This window comes from Mobiluncus sp., assembly GCF_985070215.1.
The window spans coordinates 76,588-101,966 of the sequence record NZ_CFKZQR010000001.1 but is presented as its reverse complement, the minus strand read 5'-3'; the positions used below and the strand labels follow the sequence as shown (position 1 = coordinate 101,966).

Annotated in this window: 20 protein-coding genes; 16 read left to right on the top strand and 4 right to left on the bottom strand. The window is 58.0% G+C overall.

Annotated features, from left to right (window positions below):
- Nucleotides 1–129 precede the first annotated feature (129 nt).
- Together rpsT and AC5LBQ_RS00420 are read right to left on the bottom strand one after the other, a co-directional pair.
- Nucleotides 130–393 carry a 30S ribosomal protein S20 gene (rpsT, locus tag AC5LBQ_RS00425; protein WP_295027654.1) on the bottom strand — a complete coding sequence of 88 codons (264 nt, stop codon included), beginning with the start codon at nucleotides 391–393 and terminating at the stop codon, nucleotides 130–132.
- 203 nt (nucleotides 394–596) lie between these two features.
- Nucleotides 597–1,079 carry a hypothetical protein gene (locus AC5LBQ_RS00420; protein WP_493264287.1) on the bottom strand — a complete coding sequence of 161 codons (483 nt, stop codon included), beginning with the start codon at nucleotides 1,077–1,079 and terminating at the stop codon, nucleotides 597–599.
- Nucleotides 1,080–1,507: 428 nt separating this feature from the next.
- Here AC5LBQ_RS00420 and lepA point away from each other — a divergent pair, with 428 nt between their 5' ends.
- The 8 genes from lepA to AC5LBQ_RS00380 all read left to right on the top strand — a co-directional run bounded on the left by lepA (nucleotide 1,508) and on the right by AC5LBQ_RS00380 (nucleotide 14,049).
- Complete coding sequence (lepA, locus tag AC5LBQ_RS00415; RefSeq protein ID WP_493264286.1) at nucleotides 1,508–3,358, top strand: translation elongation factor 4; 1,851 nt, start codon at nucleotides 1,508–1,510, stop codon at nucleotides 3,356–3,358.
- A complete protein-coding gene (gene trmB, locus AC5LBQ_RS00410) occupies nucleotides 3,358–4,305 on the top strand; it encodes a tRNA (guanosine(46)-N7)-methyltransferase TrmB (RefSeq protein ID WP_307741306.1) in 948 nt (315 codons plus the stop codon). The genes lepA and trmB overlap by 1 nt, the downstream gene beginning before the upstream one ends.
- Nucleotides 4,305–5,558, top strand: coding sequence for a radical SAM family heme chaperone HemW (gene hemW, locus AC5LBQ_RS00405; protein WP_493264285.1), 1,254 nt, complete (start codon nucleotides 4,305–4,307; stop codon nucleotides 5,556–5,558). Before trmB ends, hemW begins: the two co-directional genes overlap by 1 nt.
- A 130-nt stretch (nucleotides 5,559–5,688) precedes the next feature.
- Nucleotides 5,689–7,128: an ATP-binding protein gene (locus AC5LBQ_RS00400; RefSeq protein WP_493264284.1), complete on the top strand. Its 1,440-nt coding sequence runs from the start codon at nucleotides 5,689–5,691 to the stop codon at nucleotides 7,126–7,128.
- Between the two features lie 302 nt (nucleotides 7,129–7,430).
- Entirely contained in the window at nucleotides 7,431–8,723 is a 1,293-nt protein-coding gene (locus tag AC5LBQ_RS00395; RefSeq protein ID WP_493264283.1) for an ATP-binding protein, read from the top strand.
- An 85-nt stretch (nucleotides 8,724–8,808) separates the two neighbouring features.
- Nucleotides 8,809–9,066, top strand: a complete 258-nt coding sequence (locus tag AC5LBQ_RS00390; protein ID WP_282921199.1) for a type II toxin-antitoxin system RelB/DinJ family antitoxin — start codon at nucleotides 8,809–8,811, stop codon at nucleotides 9,064–9,066.
- A gap of 307 nt (nucleotides 9,067–9,373) precedes the next feature.
- The gene (locus tag AC5LBQ_RS00385) at nucleotides 9,374–13,927 is read left to right on the top strand and encodes a cell wall-binding repeat-containing protein (protein ID WP_493264282.1); all 4,554 of its coding nucleotides are present in this window, start codon (nucleotides 9,374–9,376) and stop codon (nucleotides 13,925–13,927) included.
- Nucleotides 13,927–14,049, top strand: coding sequence for a hypothetical protein (locus AC5LBQ_RS00380; protein WP_307741302.1), 123 nt, complete (start codon nucleotides 13,927–13,929; stop codon nucleotides 14,047–14,049). The genes AC5LBQ_RS00385 and AC5LBQ_RS00380 overlap by 1 nt, the downstream gene beginning before the upstream one ends.
- A 42-nt stretch (nucleotides 14,050–14,091) precedes the next feature.
- On the opposite strand, the gene AC5LBQ_RS00375 is transcribed toward AC5LBQ_RS00380, so the two are convergent.
- Complete coding sequence (locus AC5LBQ_RS00375; protein WP_493264281.1) at nucleotides 14,092–15,243, bottom strand: hypothetical protein; 1,152 nt, start codon at nucleotides 15,241–15,243, stop codon at nucleotides 14,092–14,094.
- A complete protein-coding gene (locus AC5LBQ_RS00370; protein WP_493264280.1) occupies nucleotides 15,240–16,145 on the bottom strand; it encodes a hypothetical protein in 906 nt (301 codons plus the stop codon). Before AC5LBQ_RS00370 ends, AC5LBQ_RS00375 begins: the two co-directional genes overlap by 4 nt.
- 200 nt (nucleotides 16,146–16,345) lie before the next feature.
- On the opposite strand from AC5LBQ_RS00370, the gene hrcA reads away from it, so the two are divergent.
- The 8 genes from hrcA (at nucleotide 16,346) to ilvD (ending at nucleotide 25,363) form a co-directional block, all read left to right on the top strand.
- Nucleotides 16,346–17,383 carry a heat-inducible transcriptional repressor HrcA gene (gene hrcA / locus AC5LBQ_RS00365; protein WP_282921203.1) on the top strand — a complete coding sequence of 346 codons (1,038 nt, stop codon included), beginning with the start codon at nucleotides 16,346–16,348 and terminating at the stop codon, nucleotides 17,381–17,383.
- Between the two features lie 70 nt (nucleotides 17,384–17,453).
- Nucleotides 17,454–18,575 (top strand): molecular chaperone DnaJ, encoded by a 1,122-nt coding sequence (dnaJ, locus tag AC5LBQ_RS00360; protein WP_297346558.1) that lies wholly within the window; start codon nucleotides 17,454–17,456, stop codon nucleotides 18,573–18,575.
- A complete protein-coding gene (locus tag AC5LBQ_RS00355) occupies nucleotides 18,572–19,468 on the top strand; it encodes an RsmE family RNA methyltransferase (RefSeq protein ID WP_493264279.1) in 897 nt (298 codons plus the stop codon). Before dnaJ ends, AC5LBQ_RS00355 begins: the two co-directional genes overlap by 4 nt.
- A gap of 2 nt (nucleotides 19,469–19,470) precedes the next feature.
- A complete protein-coding gene (locus tag AC5LBQ_RS00350) occupies nucleotides 19,471–20,481 on the top strand; it encodes a PhoH family protein (RefSeq protein WP_491680508.1) in 1,011 nt (336 codons plus the stop codon).
- 2 nt (nucleotides 20,482–20,483) lie between these two features.
- Nucleotides 20,484–20,936 carry an rRNA maturation RNase YbeY gene (ybeY, locus tag AC5LBQ_RS00345; protein ID WP_493264278.1) on the top strand — a complete coding sequence of 151 codons (453 nt, stop codon included), beginning with the start codon at nucleotides 20,484–20,486 and terminating at the stop codon, nucleotides 20,934–20,936.
- An 8-nt stretch (nucleotides 20,937–20,944) separates the two neighbouring features.
- Entirely contained in the window at nucleotides 20,945–22,225 is a 1,281-nt protein-coding gene (locus tag AC5LBQ_RS00340) for a hemolysin family protein (protein ID WP_297590738.1), read from the top strand.
- Between the two features lie 42 nt (nucleotides 22,226–22,267).
- The gene (gene era, locus AC5LBQ_RS00335) at nucleotides 22,268–23,275 is read left to right on the top strand and encodes a GTPase Era (protein ID WP_493264277.1); all 1,008 of its coding nucleotides are present in this window, start codon (nucleotides 22,268–22,270) and stop codon (nucleotides 23,273–23,275) included.
- 207 nt (nucleotides 23,276–23,482) lie between these two features.
- Nucleotides 23,483–25,363, top strand: a complete 1,881-nt coding sequence (gene ilvD / locus AC5LBQ_RS00330) for a dihydroxy-acid dehydratase (protein WP_493264276.1) — start codon at nucleotides 23,483–23,485, stop codon at nucleotides 25,361–25,363.
- Nucleotides 25,364–25,379 lie beyond the last annotated feature (16 nt).

The following is a 25,379-nucleotide window of genomic DNA, read 5'->3' as shown; positions in this document are numbered from 1 at the left end:
ACTAACGCCTTTGCAGCATTTTTGTGGCGGGGGTTCGGGACACGCAGCGAGTATCCCCTGACTTTTAGGAGTGGGCAAAAGGAAAACGCCCACCGAGGTGGACGTTTTCAAATAGCTTAGAGAAACCGGTTACTGCATGGCAGCAACGCGGGTGGCCAGCTTGGACTTGCGCTGAGCCGCCTGGTTCTTGTGGATGACACCCTTGGAAGCTGCCACGTCGAGGTGACGGGTGGCCACCTTCAAGTTGGCCTCGGCTGCGGCCTTATCCCCGGCCTCGATAGCCTCGCGGGTCTTGCGCACCAGTGTCTTTAGCTCGGAGCGCACGGCCAAGTTGCGCTGGCGCGCCTTTTCGTTGGTGCGAATCCGCTTTATCTGAGACTTAATATTTGCCAATGTTCTTCCCTCAAAAGTATTGATTTTCGCCGGTTTTGGCGACACACAAGGAAATATCCTACGCCATTTTGCGCCTTATTCGCAAATCGGCTGTGAGAACGATGAGCTAACGGATTCAGGCTACGTCCCACGTTCGTGATGCCGCTCATCACCTAGATGATTTGTGCTGGTTTTCGGTGTCTGCACACCGATACGGGACACGTTCACGAGGGCGTTTCTTGATTGGTTTCAAAAATAACTGCGGCGATGCGGGTGTCATCGTTCGCGATGAACAGTGCTTGTTCTGCCTGAGGAAACAGCGAGGTCGGAAGTCCCACAGTTTGGAGCCCCACACCTGAATCACAGGCCCCGATTTCCGCTAGCCGACGTAATTCGCTGTCGTGCCGAAGCCAAATAGAAACCGGGGAGGGCGAGTCTTGTGCACACCGAAAAGCAATCTGGCGATAAGAGGACTCCTCCTTGACAGGCTTCAAATCCAGGTGCTTATCCGAACGGAATGATGCCTGCGCCAGGAATTGGGTAGGCATCCAACTTTCTTGAACCTCCTGTTTAATGTCGGAAATGGACAGCTTGGGAGCTGCCGCATCACTCGGAGCAGAATCGCGCTGGGAACACCCCGACAAAACAAACGGCATAGCAAAAACTAATAAAACCGCGATAAATGGTTTGGAAGACAGCTTTGACATGGATTCCCCCTAGAGTTTGAGTATGGCGGGTGCATCGCCCGACATAGATAACGAGTGGTGAAGATGCGGGATATATCCTGGCTGGTGTGATAAAACCGGCGTTCCCGTGGCTCTGGGAAAACCCGGTGACCTGCAGCTAAGAAGTGGCTAACGCGTCCTGGTCAGCGAACAATCTCTGCGGCGAGATTAGAGATGTTTCAAGGTAACAGATTCCGCGCCCCTGCGCAATAGTCCAGCAGGCCCAAATTATTCCTGACCGGAGGAACGCCGCACCGGGCAACAACCAGGGTGATTGCCAAAACTTGTGCACGAAAGTCCTCCGGTAAACTTCGTGGCGGGAGACCCAGCCCCTTACAGCCCGCTAAAGATTGGGCAAACGGGGGAAAAATGACAAAATGGAATGTCTAGCGAGAGAGATAAGGAAGTCCATGCCCATTCCTGGTGATGCCCTGTTACAGTCGATTGCGCCCGCCGCTACCGACCCGTCCCTGATTCGTAACTTTTCGATTATCGCCCACATCGACCACGGTAAGTCGACGCTGGCGGATCGGATGCTGCAGCTGACCGGGGTCGTTTCGGACCGTGAGATGCGTGCCCAATACCTGGATCGGATGGACATTGAACGCGAACGCGGCATCACCATTAAATCCCAAGCCGTGCGGATGCCCTGGCAGGTAGGCGACAAAGCCTACGCCCTGAACATGATTGACACCCCTGGTCACGTGGACTTTACCTATGAAGTCTCGCGTTCTCTGGCGGCTTGTGAAGGGGCGGTCCTGCTGGTGGACGCCTCCCAAGGCATCGAGGCGCAAACCCTGGCGAACCTCTACCTCGCCTTGGAGGGGGACTTGACCATTATCCCGGTGCTGAACAAAATCGACCTGCCCGGCGCGATGCCGGAAAAGCACGCCGAAGAACTGGCGAACCTCATCGGGTGCCAGCCCGAGGACTGCTTGCGAGTTTCGGGCAAGACCGGGGAGGGCGTACAGGCCCTACTGGACGAAATCGTCTCCCAGGTCCCCCCGCCCTCCGGACAGCCCGACGCACCAACCCGCGCACTCATTTTCGACTCGGTCTATGACACGTATCGCGGGGTCGTGACCTACGTGCGCGTCATGGACGGCTCGCTCAATGCCCGCCAGCGAATCAACATGATGTCCACCGGCACTACCCACGAACTGCTGGAACTCGGCGTCATCAGCCCGGATCCGATTCCCACAAAAGGTATCGGGGCGGGCGAAGTCGGCTACCTCATTACCGGAGTGAAGGACGTGCGCCAATCCCGCGTGGGCGACACCGTTACTTCTGCGGAAAAGGGCGCTAGCGAACCTTTGCCGGGCTACCGCGACCCGATGCCGATGGTGTTTTCGGGACTGTACCCGATTGACGGGACCGATTTTCCGGTGTTGCGTGACGCGCTGGACAAGCTGAAGCTCAACGATGCGTCCCTGACTTTTGAGCCGGAATCATCGGCCGCTCTGGGGTCGGGTTTCCGTTGTGGTTTCTTGGGTCTGCTGCATCTCGAGATTATTCGCGAGCGTCTGGAACGCGAGTTCGACCTGGTGCTGATTTCCACCGCCCCGAACGTGGAATACGTGGTGGTGGCTGAAGACGGCACGGAAACTCACGTCATGAACCCTTCTGAGTTCCCCGAAGGAAAGGTCAAGGAAGTGCGCGAGCCGGTGGTGGCCGCGACCATCCTGACGCCCTCGGACTTTGTCGGTCCGGTTATGGAACTGTGCCAGGATCGGCGCGGCGCCATGAAGAACATGGAGTACTTGAGCTCCGACCGGGTGGAACTGCATTACACCCTGCCGCTGGGCGAGATTGTTTACGACTTCTTTGATCAGCTGAAATCCCGCACCAAAGGCTACGCCTCGCTGGACTACCACCTAGACGGAATGGCTCCGGCCGACCTGGTGCGGGTGGACATTTTGCTGAACGGGGAACAGGTCGACGCGTTTTCCGCCATCGTTCACAAGGACAATGCCTACAGTTACGGGACCGCGATGGCGACGAAACTGCGCAAACTCATTCCACGCCAACAGTTCGAGGTGCCTATCCAGGCGGCTATCGGCACCCGCATTATCGCCCGGGAAAATATCCGGGCGCTGCGCAAAGACATGCTCGCCAAGTGCTACGGCGGCGACATCAGCCGGAAACGCAAACTGTTGGAAAAGCAAAAGGCCGGCAAGAAACGCATGAAAGCCATCGGGCGCGTTGAGGTTCCCCAGGAGGCCTTCATCGCCGCGTTGTCCAACGAGGAGCCGAAAAAGTAATGGGCAAAACGATTCGAGCCGACGCCCAGTCCGGCGGGGACGACGAAACCCCTGACCGCCAGCGCCCTTATCCGCGGGTCAGAACTTTTGCCCGGCGTGGGGACCGCATGGGCCAAACTTTGGAAAAGACCTTTGAAAAGTACAAAGACGCCTACCTGTTGGACGTTAAACGCGGGGCGGGGCCGACGATGGCGGCCGAGGGGGAGCGCTTGGACCCCCGCGTCGTGTTTGGCCGCGAGGCTCCACTCATTGTCGAGGTCGGCTGCGGTAACGGTGAGCAAATCACTCACGCTGCCGCGCTGCACCCGGAGAACAACTACTTGGGATTTGAAGTGTGGCTGCCGGGGGTGGCGAAAATCGTGTCCTCCGCTGTGCGCAACTACGACGGCCTGCCCAACCTGAAAGTCGCGGACGTCGACGCCCTGCAAGCCTTGCCTATTCTGCTGGGTGAGGCGACGGTGCACGAGATGTGGACGTTTTTCGCTGATCCGTGGCCGAAAACTCGCCATCACAAGCGGCGGCTGGTGGCGCCGGAGTTTGCGGCCATTGTCGCCCGGCTGCTGGAAGACGGGGGGCAGTGGCGCCTGGCGACCGATTGGGACGACTACGCTTGGCAGCAGCGTGACGTGGTTGAGTCCACCCTCGGGTTGTCCAATCCGCACGTTGGCCAGCGTCCCGATGCCAACGATCCACAAGGTCAGCGCGGCGGTTTCGCGCCACGTTTCGACGGTCGGGTGGTGACGGCGTTCGAGCGCCGGGCCGCCCGAGAAGGCCGTGACGTGCATGATTTGTGTGTGGTGCGCCTGGCGCGTGGCTCGGCTGAAGAACGTGAACAGGCCGCGTCGTTCCAGGTGACGGCCCGTTTGGGGCGGGTTAGCGCCACGGAGAAGCCCGCCGAGTCCGGGTTTACGCCCAGCGAGCCGTGGTATGGGGCGGACGAAGCCTGATGAGTTCGCCGCGCACGCTCTGTGCTTACGTGCATGTGCCGTACTGCCTGCGGCGTTGCGGCTATTGCGATTTCAATACTTACTCGAATCTGTCGCTGGGCCCCGGCGTAGGAGGATACGCGGCGGCGTTGCTCCGTGAAGTCGGCCTGTATGCGCCGGATTGTTTCGAGGCTGAGGCGGCGTGCCAGGGCTGCGGTCACCAGGGCGGGGGTCACGAGGGCGGTGCCGGTTGCGTTGGTGCCGGTGGCTCTGGCGCTGTTCCCCAGGACGGCCGCGCCCTGACCAGCGTGTTCTTCGGCGGAGGGACCCCGACAGTCTTACCGGCTACCGATTTGGTGCGGGTCTTGCGTGGCCTGAGCAAAACTTTCGGGCTGGCGCCCGAAGCGGAAGTCACGACCGAGGCAAATCCTGACACGGTGACGCCGCAGTATTTGGAAGCCCTGGCGGCGGGGGGTTTTACGCGGGTGTCTTTTGGAATGCAGTCAGCAATTCCGGCCGTGTTGGCGACTTTGGACCGGACGCATCAGCAAAAGCACCTGGTGGCAGGCGTGCGGGCGGCGCGCGCGCAGGGACTGGAGGTCAGTGTGGACCTCATCTATGGCACGCCGACAGAGAGCTTGGCGGATTGGCGGTCCTCCCTGAATGCCGCGCTGGAACTTGGGGTAGACCACGTGTCCTGCTACGCCCTGGTCATCGAGCCGGGCACCGCGCTGGGACGTGCCCTCGCGCAGGGGGAAATTGCCCCGGTAGACCCCGACGACCAAGCGGATAAATACGAGCTGGCTGATGAGACACTCAGCGCGGCGGGCCTGGAATGGTACGAGATTTCCAACTGGGCGCGTCCCGGCCACGAATGCCGTCACAACCTGGCCTATTGGCAAAACCAGGATTGGTATGGTTTCGGGCCCGGCGCCCACTCCCACCTGGATAGCACGCGCTTTTGGAACCTGCGCCACCCCGCGAAATGGATGCAGTCCCTGCGGGCGGGCCACCGGCCTGTTGATGGCCAGGAAATCATCACCGGCGAAAGCGCCCGCCTGGAAAAACTCCTGTTGAATCTGCGTCTGCGTCAGGGCCTGGATTTGCGTGAATATGCCCGAGAGTTCGGGGTTGACGCGGCGGCGTTGCTTCGTGAGGCGCACGAGTTGGCTGGGGAGGGCTTGCTGACCAGCGGAGCGGATTGGGCGGTGCTGACTCGGCGCGGCCGACTGCTGGCCGACACGGTCATTCAACGCCTGGCGGGGGTGCAATAGGGGGCGCGGCCCGGCTGCGAACGTCCGCGACACACCGCAGTCGAACTTCCCACTTACTTCCCACTTAACTTCCCCAAGTGTTATGTTAAGTGGGAAGTTCGGGTTAAGTACCAGGCGCAAGGGGGCAAAAATGGACGCGGAAGAACTCTCCAGAATCATCACGCAGCTGCGTTTAGTCGGAGCAGATCAACAAAATGTCGAAGTCAAGACCGGGGTAGGCAAGTCGGTTTTAGAGACCCTCAGCGCCTTCGCCAATGCGAGCGGAGGGCTGCTGATTTTCGGACTTTCTGAAACGGATGGCTTCACCCCGGTAGACAATTTCGATGCCCTGTCTGCCCGCAACGCGCTGGTCGATCGTTGCTTGCAGATTACCCCGTGCCTGCGCCCGCAAGTCAACATCGTCCCTTTTGAAAATATCCAGTTGCTGGTCGCCACCATCGAGCCGGTGCTGGCCAGTGAACGTCCCGCATACGTGACCGAGAAAGGCGTGTATCGGGGCAGTTATTTGCGGGTCGGTGATGCTGACCAAGTGATGCGTAACTATGAAGTTGACCGGCTGTTAGAGGAACAGCATCAACCGCTGTGGGACACCGAATACGTGGAGCTTGCAGGCATGGAGGACCTCGACGCGGTGGCGCTGCAAGATTTCTTGACGGGACAAAAGTCTTTACGTCCCAAGACTTTTGCTCAAGGCGCGGAAACCGCCTATGCGCGTCTGCATGTTGCCCAGGGTGGTCACCCTTCTTTGGCTGCGCTGCTGGCTATGGGGGAGTATCCGCAGGAGTTTTTCCCGCGTCTCAATGTGACTTTTGGACTGTATCCGGGCACTTCCAAAGGTGATGTCACCAAGGGTTTGCGCTTACTAGAAAGCGCTAATCTCACGGGCTCTATTCCGGAGTTAGTGGAGGCGGTTATCGGAAAAGTGCGTGCCAATATGCGCACGGGTGCGCTCATCAACGACGTTTTCCGTAAGGAGCTGCCCGATTATCCCCTGGTGGCAGTACGCGAAGCTATTGTCAACGCTTTGTTGCATCGGGACTACTCTCCGACCGCGAGGGGTACGCAGGTGCAGGTCAACATGTTTGTCGACAGGTTGGAAATCACAAGTCCGGGTGGCCTGTTCGGTGGTGTTACGGTGGATTCCTTGGGTAAAGATGGACTGAGTTCGACTCGAAATCAGTGGTTAGCGACTTTTTTGGAAAATGTGAGAACTCCCGATGGGGGATTGGTAGCCGAGAATCGCGGCACTGGTTTCGCCGTCATTGAGCAGTCTCTAGCCGATGCGCTGATGCCTCCGGCAAAAATTCGCGAGAGCCTGACCAGCTTCACCATTATTTTTGAGCGGCGTCATGTCGCCAAGACTGAGACATATGCCAGTGCAAAAGACCATGTGCTCGCTATTTTGAGTTCGCGCACGACTGGCAGTACCACCGAGATCGTTCAGGCTACGGGGCTAAGTCGCACCGCTGTACAGCGGGCAGTCAACCAGCTGATTGAGGAAGGGTTGGTGGAACCGATGGAACCGGCGCGCAGCCCTAAACAGCGTTATCGAACCCTCTCGGTGCGTTGAGAGAAATGCTCTGTGTGGAAGCGCTCTACGGAACTTCCCACTTACTTCCCACTTACTTCCCACTTAACTTCCCCAAGTGTTATGTTAAGTGGGAAGTTCGGGTTAAGTACCAGGCGCAAAGGGGCACCAAAGGCCGGTTGACGTGGTCTTATAGTGTCTGGCAGGGCGCGTCCGCCCGATTGTCCTCGCAGCGTCCGGCGAAAAACTATGGATAAAACTGGCGAAAAACTATGGATAAAACTAGCGAAAAACTATGGATTGGGCTATTCTAAACCTGTAAATCCTTTGATTTGGAGGGAAAAATGCTCACGCCGGATTTTTATCGTCAGCGCTTTGTCGACGAGGAAATTGCTGACCTGCTGAAAAAATTCGGAGCGGTGTGTATCCAAGGGCCGAAGTGGTGCGGAAAGACCTGGTCGTCGCTAAACCAGGCTCGTTCTGTCACTTACCTAGCCGACCCGGCCAACGGATTTTCCAACCGTAACCTTGCGATGCTGAATCCGGAATATGCCTTGGAAGGCGACTCTCCACACTTGATAGACGAATGGCAGGAAGTGCCACAAGTGTGGGACGCTGTGCGTTTTGCGGTAGACAAGACCCCTCGAAAGGGCCGGTTTTTGCTGACGGGTTCGTCAACCCCTTCCCGCAAAGGCGTTCTGCACAGCGGGGCAGGACGCATCGCCACTATCAATATGCAAACTATGAGCTTGTATGAGACTGGCGATTCTTCAGGCCAAGTTTCCTTTGCGGGTCTGTTCGATGGAGATATTCCCACGACGAAAATCGAGGAAAAGAGTGTCGAGGAACTTATCGCATTGTGTGTGCGTGGCGGCTGGCCCGCTGTTCTGGGGGAGGATTCCCAGGACAGCAGTGATACCGCATCGCAATACCTGGAGAGTGTCATCAACGATGATGTCTATCGGGTCAGTGGTACCAGGCATGACGTGAGCAAACTTCGCGCCCTGATTCATTCGCTAGCTCGTAATACGGCTACCACGGTGTCCAATCGGACGCTGCTGGCGGATATGCGCCAGCATGAGGACGTAAACATCCATGAAGGCACCGTGGCTGAGTACCTCAATGTTCTTTCGCAACTCTTTTTGACCTGGGATCAGCCGTCTTTTCATCCAAACTTGCGTTCCTCGCGCCGGGTGCTGCGTGCTCCCAAGCGGCATTTTGCCGACCCCTCTTTGGCGGTTGCGGCCTTGGGGGTTAGTCCCCAGATGCTGTTGCGTGACTTGCAGACTTTTGGTTACGTGTTTGAATCTCTAGTCGAGCATGACCTCAACATTTACGCCCGTGCTTCTCGCGGAAACCTGTACCATTTCCGCGATGAAAAGGGTAACGAAATTGATGCCGTGGCACAGCTTCCTGATGGACGTTGGGGTGCCTTTGAAATCAAATTGGGGATGAATCGAGTCGAGGAGGGCGCCCAGAATCTCAAGCGAATTGCTACCTTATTTGCTAGGGAAATGGAAAAGGATTCCAGCCAGCTGCCGCCTTCGTTCTTAGCGGTTATCTGTGGGACCGGGAATGTCGCGTACACTCGGGCGGATGGGGTGATGGTCGTTCCGTTTACGGCCCTGCGAAACTAAGCCCCGCGTGGTGGTGAGACTTAGCACAGATTCACGAGTGAATTAGTGGTGCGTTAGTTGTATAATAGTGTGCGAGGTGAGTGCAATGGCTACAGCAAATGTGACGATTCGGATGGACGCGGAGTTGAAAGCGGCGATGGAAGAACTTTGCCGCGATCTGGGAATGAACATGACTACCGCATTTACGATTTTCGCAAAGAAAGCGACCGGGGAAAACCGCATCCCGTTCGAGGTCTCACGTCCCGACCCGTTTTATAGTGAGTCGAACCTGCGCAATCTGCGCGATGCAAAGTCTGCGCTGGATGCCGGTGAAGGCGTGGAACACAACCTGATTGAGGCGTGAAGTGTGTCTCACTTGCTTTGCAGCAATCTGAGCGCGGGGCAGGATTTGTTCGGACATGGTGGTCAAGATTTGGTAAAGCAAAAAAAAGATTTGCTCGTTAGCGACCCTGCGACCTGCGCTTTGAGGCGCTGACCTGCAATTATGGAAAATCACTGGAATGTATGCGAGGTTTCGCTGAAATGAGGCCAAAAGGCTCAGAATTGTATGTGTGTAGCCGAACAAATTACTTGAGTGTTCGGAACACTGTGCTGACCCCGTCCGGAAGGGGCAGCGCGCGAATCCATGGATGGTATTCGAGGAGGATAAAGTGGAGACATACAGCCACGTTGTGAAGAAGATGCGCCGCGCGGGCATTGTGGGTCTGTTTGCGGCTGGTTTAGCTTTTGCGGGTGTCGCCCCGGCCAATGCTATTAGCGGGGGGAACTTTCAAACCCAGGACCTGGGTCAAAATGGTCAGGCGGTGGCCCTATTGCAAGTCCCTGTCTCAGGAGCTTCCACTCTTGCGTATCGGAGCTGTGCGGGTGTGCTGACAAAGCCCGATGAAGTGTTGACCTCGAACGACTGTTTCTCGTTCTCGAATGACCCGTACAAGGATGTGTTTAATCGCAAAAACTCCACTATGGAGGCTCTGGCTCAACAGACCGCGCGGATTACCTTCGGTAAGGATGCCGTGAGCAATACGAATGCGGATAAGCGCGTGTATTTCTCCGTGCGTGTCGAACCGTTCAATCCCACCACTCTGGGCTTGGCGGTGGTACAGCTGGATCGTCCGGTAGAGGAAATCACTCCGGTGACGAAAGCTGAGGGCATGGCCAAGGATGGCGACGGCTTGAACATGGTGGGTTGGGAATCGACCGACTTTGTGCCGCATCCGGGTTCGTTCACCAAGAACATCACCAGTTCTGATTTGCGCATCGCCTACTATCTCGGTGGCGGGAAGGGGTACTACAGTTCTCCCCAGTCGTGGCAGACTTTCTTGGATCAAAACAGGACTATCCCGAAGCTGGATATGCCGGGAATTAACGACAAAAACGGGGTAGTTCCGGCTTTTGCCCTAGCGGGATGGCGTCCGGCGAAGGAAGTTAATAAGGAACTCGGTACGCCTGTGCTGACGGGGGACGGTAAACTCCGGGGTATCCTGGTGGGCTACGATGCCGCGGGAGATGCGGTGTTCTTAGATGCCGGTGAACCGAGCATTGCGGATCAGATTTTCCGCGACCACACCCCGCCTGTTTTGGTCAATGCGAAGGACGCTGAAACCGAGTCGGCTCTGGCGACTCAATACAAGAACCTGCGTGACATGCTGTGTTCCGTTCCGGCCAGCGACGTAGAAACCGCTGTGTATAAAGCGGCTGAGGATGAACATGAAAAAGCAGACAAAAAATATTTAGCAGCCGATGGAGCTAAAGCTAAGTATGACGCAGCGAAACCCGATTACGATAACGCAAAAGCAAATTATGAAGCAGCCGAAACAACTTACAATGAGGCAAAATCAACTTGGGATGCCGCCCAAGCGGCATGGGACAAAGCCCAAAAAGACTTTGTTGCTGGTAGCATTGACGCAGCTGCAAAGCAGACAGCTCTGAACGTCTATAGCGCGGCTCGGACTGCGTGGAAGCAGGCGGAAGACACTTTCAAGACAGAGAAAGCTGCTTGGGGTAGGGCAGAATCTAATTTTAAGCCTCTTAAAGAGGCTTATGAGGCAGCAGAAAAAGACTACAATGCCGCCCAAAGAGCTTGGCAGAAAGCAAAAGACGAATATAGTGCCACTGGAAAGAGAACCCCTATCCTGGATAAATTGGATAAGCGCTCGGCTGAAGCAGCGACTGACGCAGCCAATTTGGTCAAAAGCTACAACGAGGCGGTGGGTAATGACCCAGCTTGGGTTTACAAAATCGATCCGCCAGTAACTGACCCCATGCACGCCCCGGTTTATGGCCTTACGACTGTAGACGATCCCCTGTATTTCCCGAATATGGCTACTGACCCAATGACATGGTCACAATACTGCCAGTCAACAGAAGGCGAAGACACCCTCGATATGTCGATGCTGTTCAAGCGTTCCGTGGCTGACCGGGCGGCATACCAGGCCGAAAAGGACAAGATTACCCAGCGTGTCAAGCAAGCTGAGATGGAAAAGAATTTGGCCGACCAGGAATTAGATAAGGCTAAAAAACTGGAGGAAAAGAAACGTCAGCTCTTCAATGTTGATATTGCTGATCAACAGGCCAAGAAAGAGTACGAAGATGCGCAGGCTGCCACGAAGGTAGCTCAGCAAGAAGCTGACGCAAAAACTTCGGCTTGGGAAGTGTTGAAAGACCTGGAAGACCAGATTGTCAAGGGTCTCGATCCGGTGATTTTGGATGCTGAAAACGCTACCAAGAATGGTCTGGCGAATACAGCCAACATGGTCAAAGCTGCTCAGGACAAGTGGATTGGTGAGGACACCGCGAAGCAGAAAGCGTTCGAAGCTGCCTTGGACAAATACCTGGAAGCCAAGAAAAAGAAGTATCTCTATGAAAAGGCTGTAGCTGAAAACGCTGTCATAAAATCTGATAATGCTTCGCATTGCGGTCCCAATCCCACCCAGCCTTCTGAGATTATTTGCGATGCGCCAGACTATCCCAGGCCCCTAGTGCCGGAGAACAAGCTGAGTGCCGCAGAGGAGGAAATCCTCAAGGTAGATCCGAAGGACTCCTACCTTAAACCCGGTGCTGCTGATTCCGAGATGAAACGTGACCTGGCGGGGATTAAGGATTACCTGAACAAGTCAGTACCCATCATGCTGGAATCGCGTTATCAAATTTGGAATATGAAGCGCATGACAGAAATGTTGCAGAAAGGCGAAAGCCTGAACGATGCCGACAAACAGCAGATGCAGCAGGAAATCATCGATATCCTGAAGAAACAGACTGACCTGGGAACCAAGATTCGCACCCAGCACGGCAAGATGCAAGAGTCGTGGAACGAATTGGAGAAGCTCTATGCGTCCCTGCCTCAGGAAGTTAAAATCCAAATGGACAAGAAGGGCTACAAAGAGGCTGTTAAGAAGTACAACGACGCCAAGCTGTCCTACGGGGGTGCCGAATCTGATTTGGCTAACCTGGCTGAAGTGCAAAATGACTTGGCTGACGCAAATACCGCCGCCAAGATGGAATCCCTGTTAAAGAAGGCCGGCAACGCTTACGCTAACTTGACCGACATTCTGCGTTCCTTGGAAGATGCCACGAATGCGCTGGACAAGATTAATAACTACGGTCAAGCAGTGGTGGATGGCAACGTGCCGAAAGACAAGGATCCCGACCCGACTTGGGGCATGACCGAACCACAAAAGAAGGCCTACGAGGAAGCTCTGGCGAAGCAGAAGGCCGCTGAAGAAAAGGCTGCCGCCTTAGAAAAGGCAGAAGCCGATAAGAAGAAGGCCGCCGAAGAAGCCAAGAAGAAGGCGGAAGAAAAGGACAAGAAGGACAAGTCCGAAAAGGACAAGAAGAAGGACGAGCAGGACAAGGAACGTCTGGCTCGGGCGTTGTCCAAGAACACGCTGCGTGCCGATGGTTCTGACCGGGTGCTCACGGCTATTGCCGCTTGGAAGATGGGTAATTTCCCCGGCGACTCGGTAGTCCTGGTGGATGGCAACGTTCATGCTGACGGCTTGTCCGCCACCCCGCTGGCCGCGGCTCTGCACGCCCCGGTCCTGCTGACCACGTGGAAGACCGGCCTGGAACCGGCTTTGCTGGATCAGCTGAAGGTCTCCGGCAAGAAGAACATCTATCTGGTCGGCGGTCAGGTGCCGATGAACCCCTACGATGAGTTCGAACTGAACGAGGCGGGGATGACGGTACACCGCATTGCTGGGCCGGATCGCTTCGGCACTGCTGTGGCGGTGAACCAGATGACCGAACCTTTGGTGGGAGCGGCTCCGAAGAAGCCGTTGAACCTGTACATCGCTGACGGTGTCGGTTTCCCGGATGCGCTGGTCGCCGGGGCGGCCGCCGGACGCACCGGTTCCCTGATGCTGTTGAGCAAGGGAAACACTTTGGATCCGAATACCTTCGGCTATATCTCGGCGTTGGGTCAGACCCGCCCGTTGACGATTACCGCGGTTGGCGGCCCAGCGGTGCATGCCGTTCAGAACACCCCGTGGCCCACAACCATGTCGGTGAACATTAAGCCGGTCATGGGCAAGGATCGTTACGAAACAGCCGCTTTGACTGCTGGTACTCAGGCGGGAACCACCGCGGCGGTGCTGGTCACCGGTCAGAACTTCCCGGATGCTTTGTCCGGCGGTGCTTTGGCCGTGGATCAAAATGCAGCTTTGGTGTTGACCAAGCCTGAGGAACTACCTCCGTCCTCCTACCAGGCACTGCAGCGCTACGGTGCCAATAAGACCATCGTGGTTGGTGGTCCGGGAGCGGTCAGCGCGAAGGTGGCCGAACTGGTCAATGGCGCGGCTCTGGAAAATCCGGATTCCGTCAACGTGACCGGAACGCTGAAGGAACGCGAGGAAGTGAAGGCGGCTGCGGCGGCGAAACTGGCCGAGCTGCAAGAACGGAAACTCGAAGCCATTAAGAAGGGCGATTGGGACACTCTGGCCGAAATAGAGAAGGAGAACCAGAAGGCTCAAAGCGCTTTGAGTCGCTACAGTACTCCGAACCGGGCGGCCGCTGGGACGCGCACTCCGGCCAGTGCTGGAACAAACAACTCTCTGGATTATGTCCAGAGTCTGCTGAGGTCCGGAAACTCGATGCAGGACGTGTTCAATAAGATGGGCGTGAGTTCCATCAGCCAGTTGGCGCACCTGATAAACACGGGTTCTCCAACCGCGGCGAGCATGCCGTATCCTAATCCGACATTCTCCTGATGAGACAGATTATCCGGCCGGGTGGGCAACCATCCGGCCGGATTGCATTTGCCATCATTAGGGGTCACAAGACCGGAATGCTGGTGGTTGGTGCCGGGTTCGCTCCCGGCTTCGTGTGGTAGCCGAGCGTGCGCTGTAGGCGAGTACGCGTTGTAGTCGAGCGTTTAGTCTTTGGTGAGGGGAGAGGGAGTGAGTGGGAACGGCGAGTTGTGAGGCGGCAAAATGCGGGCCAGAATCCCGCCCAGGATGGCCGTGGCCACCAACAGGGAAGTCAGTATAGCGGAGGCCGTTCGCATAGCCACGTCCGCATCAAAAGCCACCAGCAGGAATGGTGCCGTCACCCCTACAGCCAGGGTCGCCCCCGCTTCGGAACCAATGATTTCCCCGGCCACTATGGACAGAACAAGGGTAAAAGCCAGCAATATCATCATGGAGGCCCCGCCTCCGGCCAGGAAGTTGCGGGGAGCCGGCAGGGCGACTTTCAGGAACCCCGCCAGCCACCAGGCTCCGGCCACGGTCGAAGCCACGTAAGCGACAATCAGCAACGCCCGCACTCCGGCGTCCTGTAGCCAGTGTGGACGAGGCGCGCTCAAAAAGGCCGCGACCAGTACCGCAACCCAGACCACAGCGCCCAGTTCCACGATTCCCCACGGCGAAATCAGCAGCAGCAAGAAAGTCACCACAACCATCACAATCGGAAATATGAGTTGACGGAAGGATTGGGCGCGTGAGGACGAACGGCGGGTAGAGCCGTCCTCCGAGACCTCCGCGGTCGCTTTGGCGGTCGTCTTCCAGGATTCCCCGTCCGTGGAACGCATTTTCTTCAAAGTCATCTGGCTAATCTTTGGAGCGGAGAATACCGCCGCACCCCCGGCCAGCAACGCCGTCGGTATCAGCACCAACAGCATCTGGAACAACAGGAAATGGTTGTCAGCATAGACGATAGTTCCGGCCGTGATCAGCAGGGCCACCGTAGTCATCGGCAGTCCTTGAATCGAGTTGCTCCAAGCCTCGCGCCGAGCCGGGGTGACTTGGCGTCCGCAGACTATGTGCAGGGCGGTGAAATATTTCTCCATCAGCCCGGACTCGATGAGAGTTCCGGCCACGCCGCCCCAAATGAGGAGGCCCACAAAATTGAAGTTAGCGAAGGGCGTGACAACGCTCAAACTGGCCGAAAGCAGTGAGTCAGGGCTTGCGGTAACGATAAGGGTGCCGACCAGAGAAGGCAGGCCAAGGGCAAAAATGACGGGCACCCGGGCCAGCAGCAGGACCGCAGCCAGGATGATGACAATCAGGGCGGCAATAGCTCCAGTCATTTGGCGCCTCCTTTCCGCGGGGTTTTCCCTTTGGGGACGATGGTGGGTTTTCCGGTAGTCCCCGGTTTCACGGAGGTGACTTTCAAGCGCTGCGGGGCAGGTTGCGTGCCGCGGGAAGCTCCCGCGGTTTTCACCGCGGTCTTTGCCGCAGATTTTGCCGCAGCCTGTGCCACAGGTTTTGGTTTAGCAGTGGTTCGGGTTGGCTGGCTGGGGCGAGCGCTCATTACCGGCCGAGGTGAAGGCGAACTGACTGAATCATCGGAAAGCGCCTTGAGCAGGAGGACCAGCGAACGAACCCCCAAGACCAATAAAGTTATACCTAAAATCAGTATTGGAATGAATTGAATAGCCAGGGGAATCCCGACAATCATCAGGGGCTGGCCACCCGACACAAAGCAGGCGTAACCGCCGAGGAACAGGATGACCAGGGCAAACAGTATCGTGGCCAGCGATTCCAGCAGCACGCTGAACCGGGGCTGCGCTCCCGAAAAAGCCAGGCGGGGCAATCCCCAGGCCAGATAAGCCCCAATGATTGCGGCCACCGCCGCCCATACCGCCAGCACTGCCGCGTACTGTTCCACCGCCAACATGAGCTTTAAAGCCGGAGAATTCTGATGGTTCAACCAGGTTTCCGGAGCAGCCAGAAACAGCCCGCCCTTTCCTAAATGGGCCCAGCGGGTCACGCCGTGAATAATGGCCAAAACCACAGCCAGCGCCGACAGAACCATCATGGCCAGCCCGGTGTAGTTCAACCAGACGTTTTGCGATGAGGTCGCGGCATCAGCGGAACTGACAGCGGGCGAACTGGCCGAAGGGGCCTGGTTCGCTTCGTTCTGTTGGCTTGCCGCGGGACGGGACGTGCTCGGTTCAGGACGTGAGGAAGATGAAAAATCTGGGCTCATGTTTAGATTTTACAAGGACAAAGGGGGCAAGTGTGGACAAGTGCGGGGAAAACCGCGAGGCTTGCCGGTCTTTTGGGGCGTGCGGTGGGAGTTTTGCGCCGAAGCGGGGTAAGATTAGCAATCGGAGGTTGTGAGTGCTAACGCGAGTTAGTCGGGAAGCTAACGGTTGGACAATCTCAGGGATAGGAACAGGAGGAACGATGGCAGACAAGGCGGCGAATCGACGTCTCGGGGTGCTGCGGGCCATCGTTTCCGACTATGTCGAAACCCAAGAACCGGTCGGCTCAAAGTCCCTGGTAGAGCGGCACTCGCTGGGAGTTTCCGCCGCGACTATCCGCAACGACATGGCCCAGCTGGAGGAAGAAGGCCTGATTCGCCAGCCCCACACTTCTGCGGGACGTATCCCCACCGACAAGGGATACCGCTACTTCGTGGACCAAATCGAGGCTATCAAACCGCTTTCCGCCCCGGAGAGAAAGGCCATTACCGAATTCTTTACCTCCGCGGTGGGGCTGGAGGACGTGATGGAACGAACCGTGCGCCTCTTGGCCCAGATGACGCACCAGACGGCAGTGGTGGAGTTCCCGGCGTTCAACCCCTCCGGGCTGCGGCACCTGGAACTGGTGCGGTTGGGGGCGGGGCCGGACTGCAAAGTGCTGGCCATCATTATTTCCGAAACCGGACGGGTTGATCAGATTCTGGTGAGTCTGCCCCACGAGGTCAGCGAGTCAGATCTCAGTTCTATCGGCACCCCACTCACCGCGGTGTTTTCCCAGTCCGATATTCCTGCGCAACGGGCGGCTTTGCAGGAATGGCTGGCGACTGTGGGCAATCAAGCCCTGCGGGAAAACGCCACCATCTTGGCGCAAAACATTGCCGCCGCCCTGGAACAAGGCGCGGTCGAGACGCGAATTGTGATGGCGGGAATGGCGAACCTGTCGCGTTCCGGGGCGTTTACCGAAACCCTGACCGCCCTGGTGGAAGCGTTGGAAGAACAGGTCGTGCTGCTGAAACTATTCGGTGAAATGCGCGAAGCCGAGCCGGTAAACGTCATTATCGGTGAGGAATCCGGCCACGAGGTGCTGAAAGAAACCGCCATCGTATCCTCCAGCTACGCTCCGGCCGGTGCCGGTCAAGCCCATGTGGGAGTCATCGGACCCACCCGGATGGACTATCCCGGCTCGATGAGTTCGGTGCGGGCGGTAGCGAGGTACCTGTCACGAATCTTAAACCAGTAAATCCAGAGCCACCCGGGGAAACGACCGGGAGACTCGGCCAGACAAATGAGACAAATAGGAAAGAAAAACCTTGAGCGACTACTATGAAACCCTCGGTGTGAGCCGTAACGCTACGCAGGACGAAATTAAGAACGCCTACCGCAAGTTGGCGCGCAAACTGCACCCTGACGTGGCTGGTCCCGAACACGAGGAAGAATTCAAAGAAGTCAGTGCCGCCTATGACGTGCTGGGTAACCCGGAGAAACGCCAGCAATATGACCTGGGCGGTTCCGGGTTCGGATCGGGCGGCTTCAGCGGATTCAACGGGGCGAACGCCGCCGGATTTGGATTTGCCGATATCCTCAACGAATTCTTTAGCGCCGCATCGTCGACCAGCGGCCCCACCCCGCGCGGCGGACGCGGCCAAGATATTCTGACCACGATTGACGTGGAGTTAAAAGACGTCACGTTCGGCACCGAGCGGGAAATTAAAATTAACACCTTCGTGAAATGCAAGACCTGCAAAGGCAGCTGTTGTGCGGTCGGGACTCGCCCGAAAACCTGTTCTAACTGCGGCGGGACCGGTTCGGTGCAGCGCATGGCGCGGTCTTTCCTGGGCCAGGTCATGACGACCGCCCCTTGCGGGACCTGCAAGGGCCACGGCACCATCATCGAGCGCCCTTGTGCGGATTGCTCCGGGGAAGGCCGGGTGCGCGCCACGCGTAACATCAAGGTGGAAATCCCCACCGGGGTAGAAAACGGGACGCGCATTCGTCTGTCCGGCGAGGGCGAGGCGGGACCTGCCGGGGGCACGGCCGGCGACTTGTATGTCGAGATTCACGAGCTACCCCACGAAGTCCTGCAGCGGCGCGGCGATGACCTGCACACTTCCTTGCGAATTCCTATGACCGCGGCGGCGCTGGGGATGGAGTTTTCCCTGGAAACCCTCGATGGAACCAAGAAAATCAATGTTGATGCCGGCTCTCAGCCCGAGTCGGTCATCGTCATGAAGGGTCTGGGTGTCGGTCGGCTGCATCGCCAGGGTCGCGGCGACCTGTATGTACACCTCAATGTCGAAGTTCCCACCGGCCTGGACCAGCGTCAGCGCGAGCTGCTCCGCGAACTGGCGCGGCTGCGCGGCGAGGAATCCCCGGCTCCCACCGAGAGTTCGTCTGGCAATACTGGCGGAGCGCACCGTAAGGGTCGGCAATGACCCGGCAAGCGTTTTGGTTTTCCGGTGAAACCGCTGGGGAAACTGGCGGTTCACTGGCCGCGAATTTTACGGGTTTGGACGGTTATCGCGAGGGCGAGGAAGTTTCCATAGGCGGCGCGGAGGCGCATCATGCCACGGTCAAGCGGCTGCGGTTGGGTGAGGTCGTTGATGTCGTCGACGGGTTGGGCCGGCGTGCCGGGGCGGAAGTCATCGCGGCGGCAAACTCGGGGTTGCAGCTGCGGCTCATTGAGGACGCGGTGCTGGATCCGCAACCGGCTCTACGCATCACCCTGATTCAGGCGTTGGCCAAGGAAAAACGCGATATGCAGGCGCTGGAATCGGCGGTTGAAATGGGGGCATGGCGAGTCATACCCTGGGGGGCCACGCGTTCGGTCTCCCGCTGGGATACCGTACCAAAACGTGCCAAAGGGCGGGAAAAGTGGCGAAACCTAGCGGTTTCCGCGATGAAACAGTCGCGTCAGGCGAGGCTGGCGGAAGTGTCGGAGTACCTGGAGAGCGGTGTAGACATTTCCTCAGAGCGTCGCGGTGGTGAAGCGCGGTGGGCTCGTCCGGTGGTGAAAACGGTTTTCTCTGAGGTTGAGGCGATGGTGCGCGGTGGGGCCGCGGTTTTCGTCCTGCACGAGGTCGCCGAGGAACATCTGGCTGATATGCTGGTTCCCTTGGCACAGCCGGGACAAACCCCCGGTGAAATCGTGGTGATTGTGGGGCCAGAAGGCGGGATTACCGTTCCTGAGCTGGCGGCTTTCATTGAAGCGGGGGCGCGTCCGGCGTTGCTAGGTCCGACTGTGTTGCGCTGTTCTTCCGCCGGTCCCGCCGCGCTGGCCGTCATTCAATCCTGGTTGGGCTCTTGGCGGGATACGGAGAGTAGGTGACCATGTCCCAGAAACGCGCTGCTGTTGAGGTCCCTGACGAAATCCCGATGATTGAAGTCCTCGGGGTCAACGATGCCAACTTGCACCGATGGGAAAATGACTTCCCCACTCTCAACTTTTGGGTGTCCGGGAACCAGATTTTCATTCAAGGCCCTGACACGGACCTGGAGCCTGCTGCCCGGGCCGTACGGGCGCTGTTTACTAAGACACACCCCGAAAAACTAAATATACCGGAATATGGTTTACAAACGAACCGGCATGCCCCCGGCCCTCGCGCGCTGGTGGAACCGCCCACCCGGGCTGCTGACTCCCGGTATCGGGCTGTGTTCGTCAGCCGCGAAAAAGTCATTCGTCCCCAAACGGAGGGCCAAGCCCGTTACGTGAACGACATCAACTCCCACACCATCACTTTTGGAATCGGACCAGCCGGAACCGGCAAAACCTACCTCGCGATGGCTCGTGCCGTAAAAGCGTTGCTAGAAGGGGAAGTGACCCGACTCATCTTGACCCGTCCGGCCGTTGAAGCGGGAGAAACCCTGGGGTTCCTGCCCGGCACCTTGACGGATAAAATCGACCCCTACCTGCGCCCGCTCTATGACGCCCTGCGGGAGATGCTCGATACCGGCACCATCAGCCGCATGATGAGCGACGGTACCATCGAAGTCGCCGCCCTAGCATATATGCGCGGACGCACCTTGAACGGCAGTTTCATCATCCTGGACGAGGCACAAAACACGACCAGCGAACAGATGAAGATGTTCCTGACCCGCTTGGGCTTTGGCTCCAAGATGGTCGTGACCGGCGACATCACTCAGATAGACCTGCCGTCCCGGCAGCCCTCCGGGCTGAAACAAGTCAGCGAAATCCTCAGCGATGTTCCCGACATCGCGTTCAGCTATTTGAGCGCGGCAGATGTGGTGCGTCACTCACTGGTCGGAGAAATTATCAACGCTTATGATTCCTACGAAAGCCAAACCGTATCGCGCCGCCCCCAGAGCTATGGAAGGGAATAACCATGAGTGTGGAAATCAATAACGAAACCGAGTGGGAACTGGAGCTGAGCGAGTTCGTCGACCTCGTGTCCTATTGCCTGGAACAGCTCTATGTGTCTCCCGCCGCCGAGGTCAACATTATGTTCGTGGATATTAAAACCATGACTGACCTGCACGTAAAGTGGATGGATTTGCCGGGACCCACCGATGTCTTGAGCTTTCCGATGGACGAGTTGACACCGGGACGCGAGGGGATGCCTAGCGAAGCCGGGGTGCTGGGGGATATCGTGCTGTGCCCTGACATTGCCGCTGAACAGGCCTGCGATGCCGGACATGCCCCTATTGAAGAAATGTTGCTGCTGACGGTGCACGGACTGTTGCACCTGCTGGGATTCGATCACGCTGAACCGGAAGAAGAAAAAGCCATGTTTACCTTGCAGCGCAAATTGCTGCTGAATTTCCTGGCGAATCGATAGGGGTACGCATGCAGTTTTCCGACGTGGCTGGTGCGGTCCTCACGCTCATCGCGACAGTGTCTTTCGGGCTGGCGGTACCGCTGAGCCTGGGAGAAGGCGCCGTGTCGCGGCTGAGTGTCGCCTCGGCGGAAGACTTAGCCGAAGAAGGCGCGAAACATGCCCGCAAAATTTCTCAGTTAGCCGAGAATCGGCGTTTGGTACTCGCGAGCTTGCGCGCCTGCCGTACTTTCGTGACGACCGCGGCGGTGGGGTGTGGGGCGCTGCTGGGGTCGCAGCTACCTCTCAGCTGGTGGCTAGTGGCGATTCTGGTCGTCGCCGTAGGGACATTTTTGCTGGTGGTATTGACTTTGCCGTGGAACCGTTTGGGGCGGCGCTACCCGAACACGACGGTGCGCTACCTGGCACCGTTCCTGATGACGGCCTGGAACGCGGGCAAACCGTTCGGGATGCTGCTGCGCACCGCGCGGGGGCCCTCGAGCCAGACTGACCAGGAAGCTCGCGATGAAGTCGCCGAGGACCTGCGCGAAATGGTGGACCAGATGGGGGAGCCGGACACCATTGAGGACGCGGACCGCGAGATGATTTGGTCCGTTTTTGAAATGGGGCGAACCCTGGTACGCGAAGTCATGGTGCCGCGCGTAGATATGGTCACGATTGAGTCCGAAAAGACCCTGGACAAGGCGTTGACTTTATTCGTTCGTTCCAGCTATTCCCGGGTACCGGTCATCGGCGAAGATGCCGACGACATCCGCGGAATCCTATACCTTAAAGATGTATTACGGCGCGTCAACTCCGATCCTGCCGCGCGCCAGATGACCGCGGAACAGGCCATGCGAGAAGCCAAGTTCATCCCGGAGATGAACCTGGTCGACGACACCTTGCGGGATATGCAACAGAACAGCTACCACATGGCGGTGCTGGTTGACGAGTATGGCCTCATCGCCGGACTGGTTACCCTGGAGGACCTGGTCGAGGAGGTTATCGGGGAAGTCTCGGATGAACACGACCACGCCGAGAAAGAGCCTGAGTTGCAGCCCGATGGCAGTTGGATCGTTCCGGCGCGGTTTCCTCTGGTCGACCTCAACGATTTGCTGGACACCGAGATTGACGATGAGGACGTGGATACCGTGGGTGGCCTGTTGACGAAAGCGGTCGGGGTGGTGCCGCTGGTGGGGGCTTTTGCATCGGTGGACGGACTGGAACTGCGAGCGGTAGAGGCAGAAGGGCGGCGCCGCCAGGTTTCGGCCATCTCGGTCCGGGTTGTCCCGCCGGTGTTGGATGAGGATTAGCGGTCACGGACAGAACATTCGAAACACAGTAGGATTTACACAATGGAGAGCGTGAATTTTCCGGATATGGATGCGTTGGATGCTGCGGGCGACGAGGGGTCGCCAGACTTGGCGGCGGGGTCGGCGGGGCTGTTCACCCGCGATTGGCCCGAGGACTTTCGTGCCGGGTTCGCCGCCGTCATTGGGCGGCCCAACGTGGGTAAGTCCACTTTGATAAATGCGATGGTGGGGCGCAAGATAGCCATTACTTCGGCTCGGCCCGAGACGACGCGCCGGGTGGTGCGCGGAATCGTGCATCGCCCTGATTTTCAGCTCATCTTGGTGGACACTCCCGGCATTCACCGGCCACGCACCCTACTGGGGCAGCGGCTGAACGACATGGTGGAGGACGCGTTTTCCGAAGTCGACGCAGCAGTCTTTTGCGTTCCTGCCGACCAACCCATCGGCCCAGGCGATCGGCGCATTGTGGACACCCAACTGAAAACCGCGCACTTCCCAGCTATTGCGGTCGTCACCAAAACTGACGTGGCCTCGCGCGAACAGGTCGCCGAGCAGCTTATGGCCGTTTCGCAACTCTATGACTTTGCGGAAATTGTGCCGATTTCAGCCCGGCAGGGCACGCAGGTGCAAACGCTGATTGACCTGCTGGGCCAACGCCTGCCACTGTCGCCGCCGCTGTACCCGCGCGACCAGGTCACCGATGAGGACGACACCGCCATGATCTCCGAGCTGATTCGGGAAGCTGCCCTGGAGAGCCTCAGCCAGGAATTGCCGCACTCCCTCGCGGTCCAGGTCGAAGAGATTATCAAGCAACCGGGGCGTTCCGGCAACGGGCAAATCTGGAAGATTCACGTCAACCTGTTTGTGGAACGCGATAGCCAAAAAGCCATCGTCATCGGGCGCAAAGGCTCTCGGCTCAAAGAAATCGGCACTCAGGCCCGCCCGGAGATTGAAGCCCTGGTGGGGCACCACGTGTACTTGGACCTGCACGTGCGCACTGCCAAAGAATGGCAGCGCAATCCAAAAATGCTGAACCGCCTGGGCTTCTGAGCGTAGCGCCGCTCGCGCGAGGCCACGTTATTGCAACGTTGTAGCCAAGAATAGAAGCGTTACAGAAAGATATACAAAACGCGGTATATTTATTATTCTCTGCGCAACGCCGACTCGGCGAACCGGCCTGACGCCTTTTTCGTCGAACCAGTAGCGGATTATTACAATAACTTGTGAGTATTAAAAAAACTCTTTGAGGAGACAACCATGACACGCAAACTCAACAGTGCAACGTCCACTACCGGGCGGAATATGGCGGGCGCCCGTTCCTTGTGGCGAGCCACCGGCATGAACGATGACGATTTTGGCAAGCCGATTGTTGCTATTGCGAACTCCTTTACTGAGTTTGTGCCCGGTCATATTCACTTGCGGGAGGTCTCGAAGGTCGTGGCCGACGCAGTGCGCGAGGCTGGGGGAGTACCGCGCGAGTTCAACACGATTGCCATTGATGACGGGATTGCGATGGGGCACGGCGGTATGCTCTATTCCCTGCCCAGCCGTGAAATCATTACCGACTCGGTGGAATACATGGTGCGCGCCCACACCGCTGATGCCCTGGTGTGCATCTCTAACTGCGACAAAATCACTCCTGGAATGCTCAACGCCGCGTTGAAACTCAACATTCCCACCGTGTTTGTCTCGGGCGGCCCGATGGAAGCCGGCAAAGGCATTCCGGCCGCGGACATTGTCGGGCCGTCAACAGGGGGGCGGGGCAACCTCATTACGGTTATGAACGCTACCGCCAACGACGACATTGACGACGCGGAACTGCAGCGAGTCGAGGAACTTTCCTGCCCGACCTGCGGATCTTGTTCGGGAATGTTCACCGCGAACTCGATGAACTGTTTGACCGAGGCGCTGGGACTGGCACTCCCTGGCAACGGTTCCACCCTGGCGACCCACGTGGCGCGGCGCGGACTTTTTGCGCGAGCCGGCCAGCTGGTGGTGGCTCTGGCAAAGCGTTACTACGATGACGAGGACGACTCCGTGCTGCCGCGCGCCATTGCGACCCGGGAGGCTTTCGCCAACGCAATGAGCCTGGATATGGCGATGGGCGGTTCCTCGAACACGGTGCTGCACCTGCTGGCGGCCGCCCAGGCAGCCGAACTCGACTTTACGTTGGCCGACATCGCCCAGATTGGGCGCACCGTGCCGACCCTGGCAAAAGTCGCCCCTAACCATAACGACTATCACATGGAGGACGTCCACCGGGCCGGGGGAGTACCGGCGCTGCTGGGCGAACTTGACCGCGCCGGGCTACTGAATCGTAACGTACATTCCGTGTGCTATCCCGACCTAGCTACCTGGCTGGCGGACTGGGACGTGCGCGGCGGCACACCCAGTACGGAGGCCCTCGAACTGTTCCACGCCGCGCCCGGCAACCAGCGCACCATCCACGCCTTTTCCGCCACCGCGCGCTTTGACACGCTGGATACGGACGCGGCGGCGGGCTGCATTCGTGACGTGGCCCACGCCTACGTGGCGAAAGGCGGGCTGACCGTGCTGCGTGGAAACCTGGCTCCTGACGGCGCCATCGTAAAAGCGGCGGGTATTGACCCCGATCTGTTCCACTTCGAAGGCCGCGCTATCGTGATGGAATCCCAGGAAGAAGCGGTAGAAAAAATCCTCGACAAGACCGTGCAGGCCGGGGACGTGGTCGTAATCCGCTACGAAGGACCCGCGGGCGGACCGGGGATGCAAGAGATGCTCTATCCCACGTCTTTCCTGAAAGGCCGGGGCTTAGGCAAAACCTGCGCGCTCATTACTGATGGACGTTTTTCTGGCGGCACCTCCGGGATTTCTATCGGTCACATTTCCCCCGAAGCGGCCGCGGGCGGGCTGATTGGCCTGATTGAGGACGGAGACAAAATCATCATCGATGTAAACCGCGAGGAAATCACCCTGGATGTGCCGGATGATGAAATCGCGCGGCGCCGCCAGGTGATGGAGGCGAGTCCGCACCCGTGGCAGCCGCACCGCAACCGCGAAGTCTCTGATGCCCTGAAACTCTACGGCGCCACCGCCCTGTCAGCAGACAAAGGGGCAGCTCGTGACGTGAAAGGCCTCCTGGCGAAACTTGGGCTTTGATGATGCAGGTCTCGAA

Excerpts from the sequence above, each read along its gene's own strand:
- AC5LBQ_RS00420 (WP_493264287.1), bottom strand. The coding sequence starts at position 1,079 with ATGTCAAAGCTGTCTTCCAAACCATTTATCGCGGTTTTATTAGTTTTT.
- lepA (WP_493264286.1), top strand. The coding sequence starts at position 1,508 with ATGCCCATTCCTGGTGATGCCCTGTTACAGTCGATTGCGCCCGCCGCT.
- trmB (WP_307741306.1), top strand. The coding sequence starts at position 3,358 with ATGGGCAAAACGATTCGAGCCGACGCCCAGTCCGGCGGGGACGACGAA.
- hemW (WP_493264285.1), top strand. The coding sequence starts at position 4,305 with ATGAGTTCGCCGCGCACGCTCTGTGCTTACGTGCATGTGCCGTACTGC.
- AC5LBQ_RS00400 (WP_493264284.1), top strand. The coding sequence starts at position 5,689 with ATGGACGCGGAAGAACTCTCCAGAATCATCACGCAGCTGCGTTTAGTC.
- AC5LBQ_RS00395 (WP_493264283.1), top strand. The coding sequence starts at position 7,431 with ATGCTCACGCCGGATTTTTATCGTCAGCGCTTTGTCGACGAGGAAATT.
- AC5LBQ_RS00390 (WP_282921199.1), top strand. The coding sequence starts at position 8,809 with ATGGCTACAGCAAATGTGACGATTCGGATGGACGCGGAGTTGAAAGCG.
- AC5LBQ_RS00380 (WP_307741302.1), top strand. The coding sequence starts at position 13,927 with ATGAGACAGATTATCCGGCCGGGTGGGCAACCATCCGGCCGGATTGCA.
- AC5LBQ_RS00375 (WP_493264281.1), bottom strand. The coding sequence starts at position 15,243 with ATGACTGGAGCTATTGCCGCCCTGATTGTCATCATCCTGGCTGCGGTC.
- AC5LBQ_RS00370 (WP_493264280.1), bottom strand. The coding sequence starts at position 16,145 with ATGAGCCCAGATTTTTCATCTTCCTCACGTCCTGAACCGAGCACGTCC.
- hrcA (WP_282921203.1), top strand. The coding sequence starts at position 16,346 with ATGGCAGACAAGGCGGCGAATCGACGTCTCGGGGTGCTGCGGGCCATC.
- AC5LBQ_RS00355 (WP_493264279.1), top strand. The coding sequence starts at position 18,572 with ATGACCCGGCAAGCGTTTTGGTTTTCCGGTGAAACCGCTGGGGAAACT.
- AC5LBQ_RS00350 (WP_491680508.1), top strand. The coding sequence starts at position 19,471 with ATGTCCCAGAAACGCGCTGCTGTTGAGGTCCCTGACGAAATCCCGATG.
- ybeY (WP_493264278.1), top strand. The coding sequence starts at position 20,484 with ATGAGTGTGGAAATCAATAACGAAACCGAGTGGGAACTGGAGCTGAGC.
- AC5LBQ_RS00340 (WP_297590738.1), top strand. The coding sequence starts at position 20,945 with ATGCAGTTTTCCGACGTGGCTGGTGCGGTCCTCACGCTCATCGCGACA.
- era (WP_493264277.1), top strand. The coding sequence starts at position 22,268 with ATGGAGAGCGTGAATTTTCCGGATATGGATGCGTTGGATGCTGCGGGC.
- ilvD (WP_493264276.1), top strand. The coding sequence starts at position 23,483 with ATGACACGCAAACTCAACAGTGCAACGTCCACTACCGGGCGGAATATG.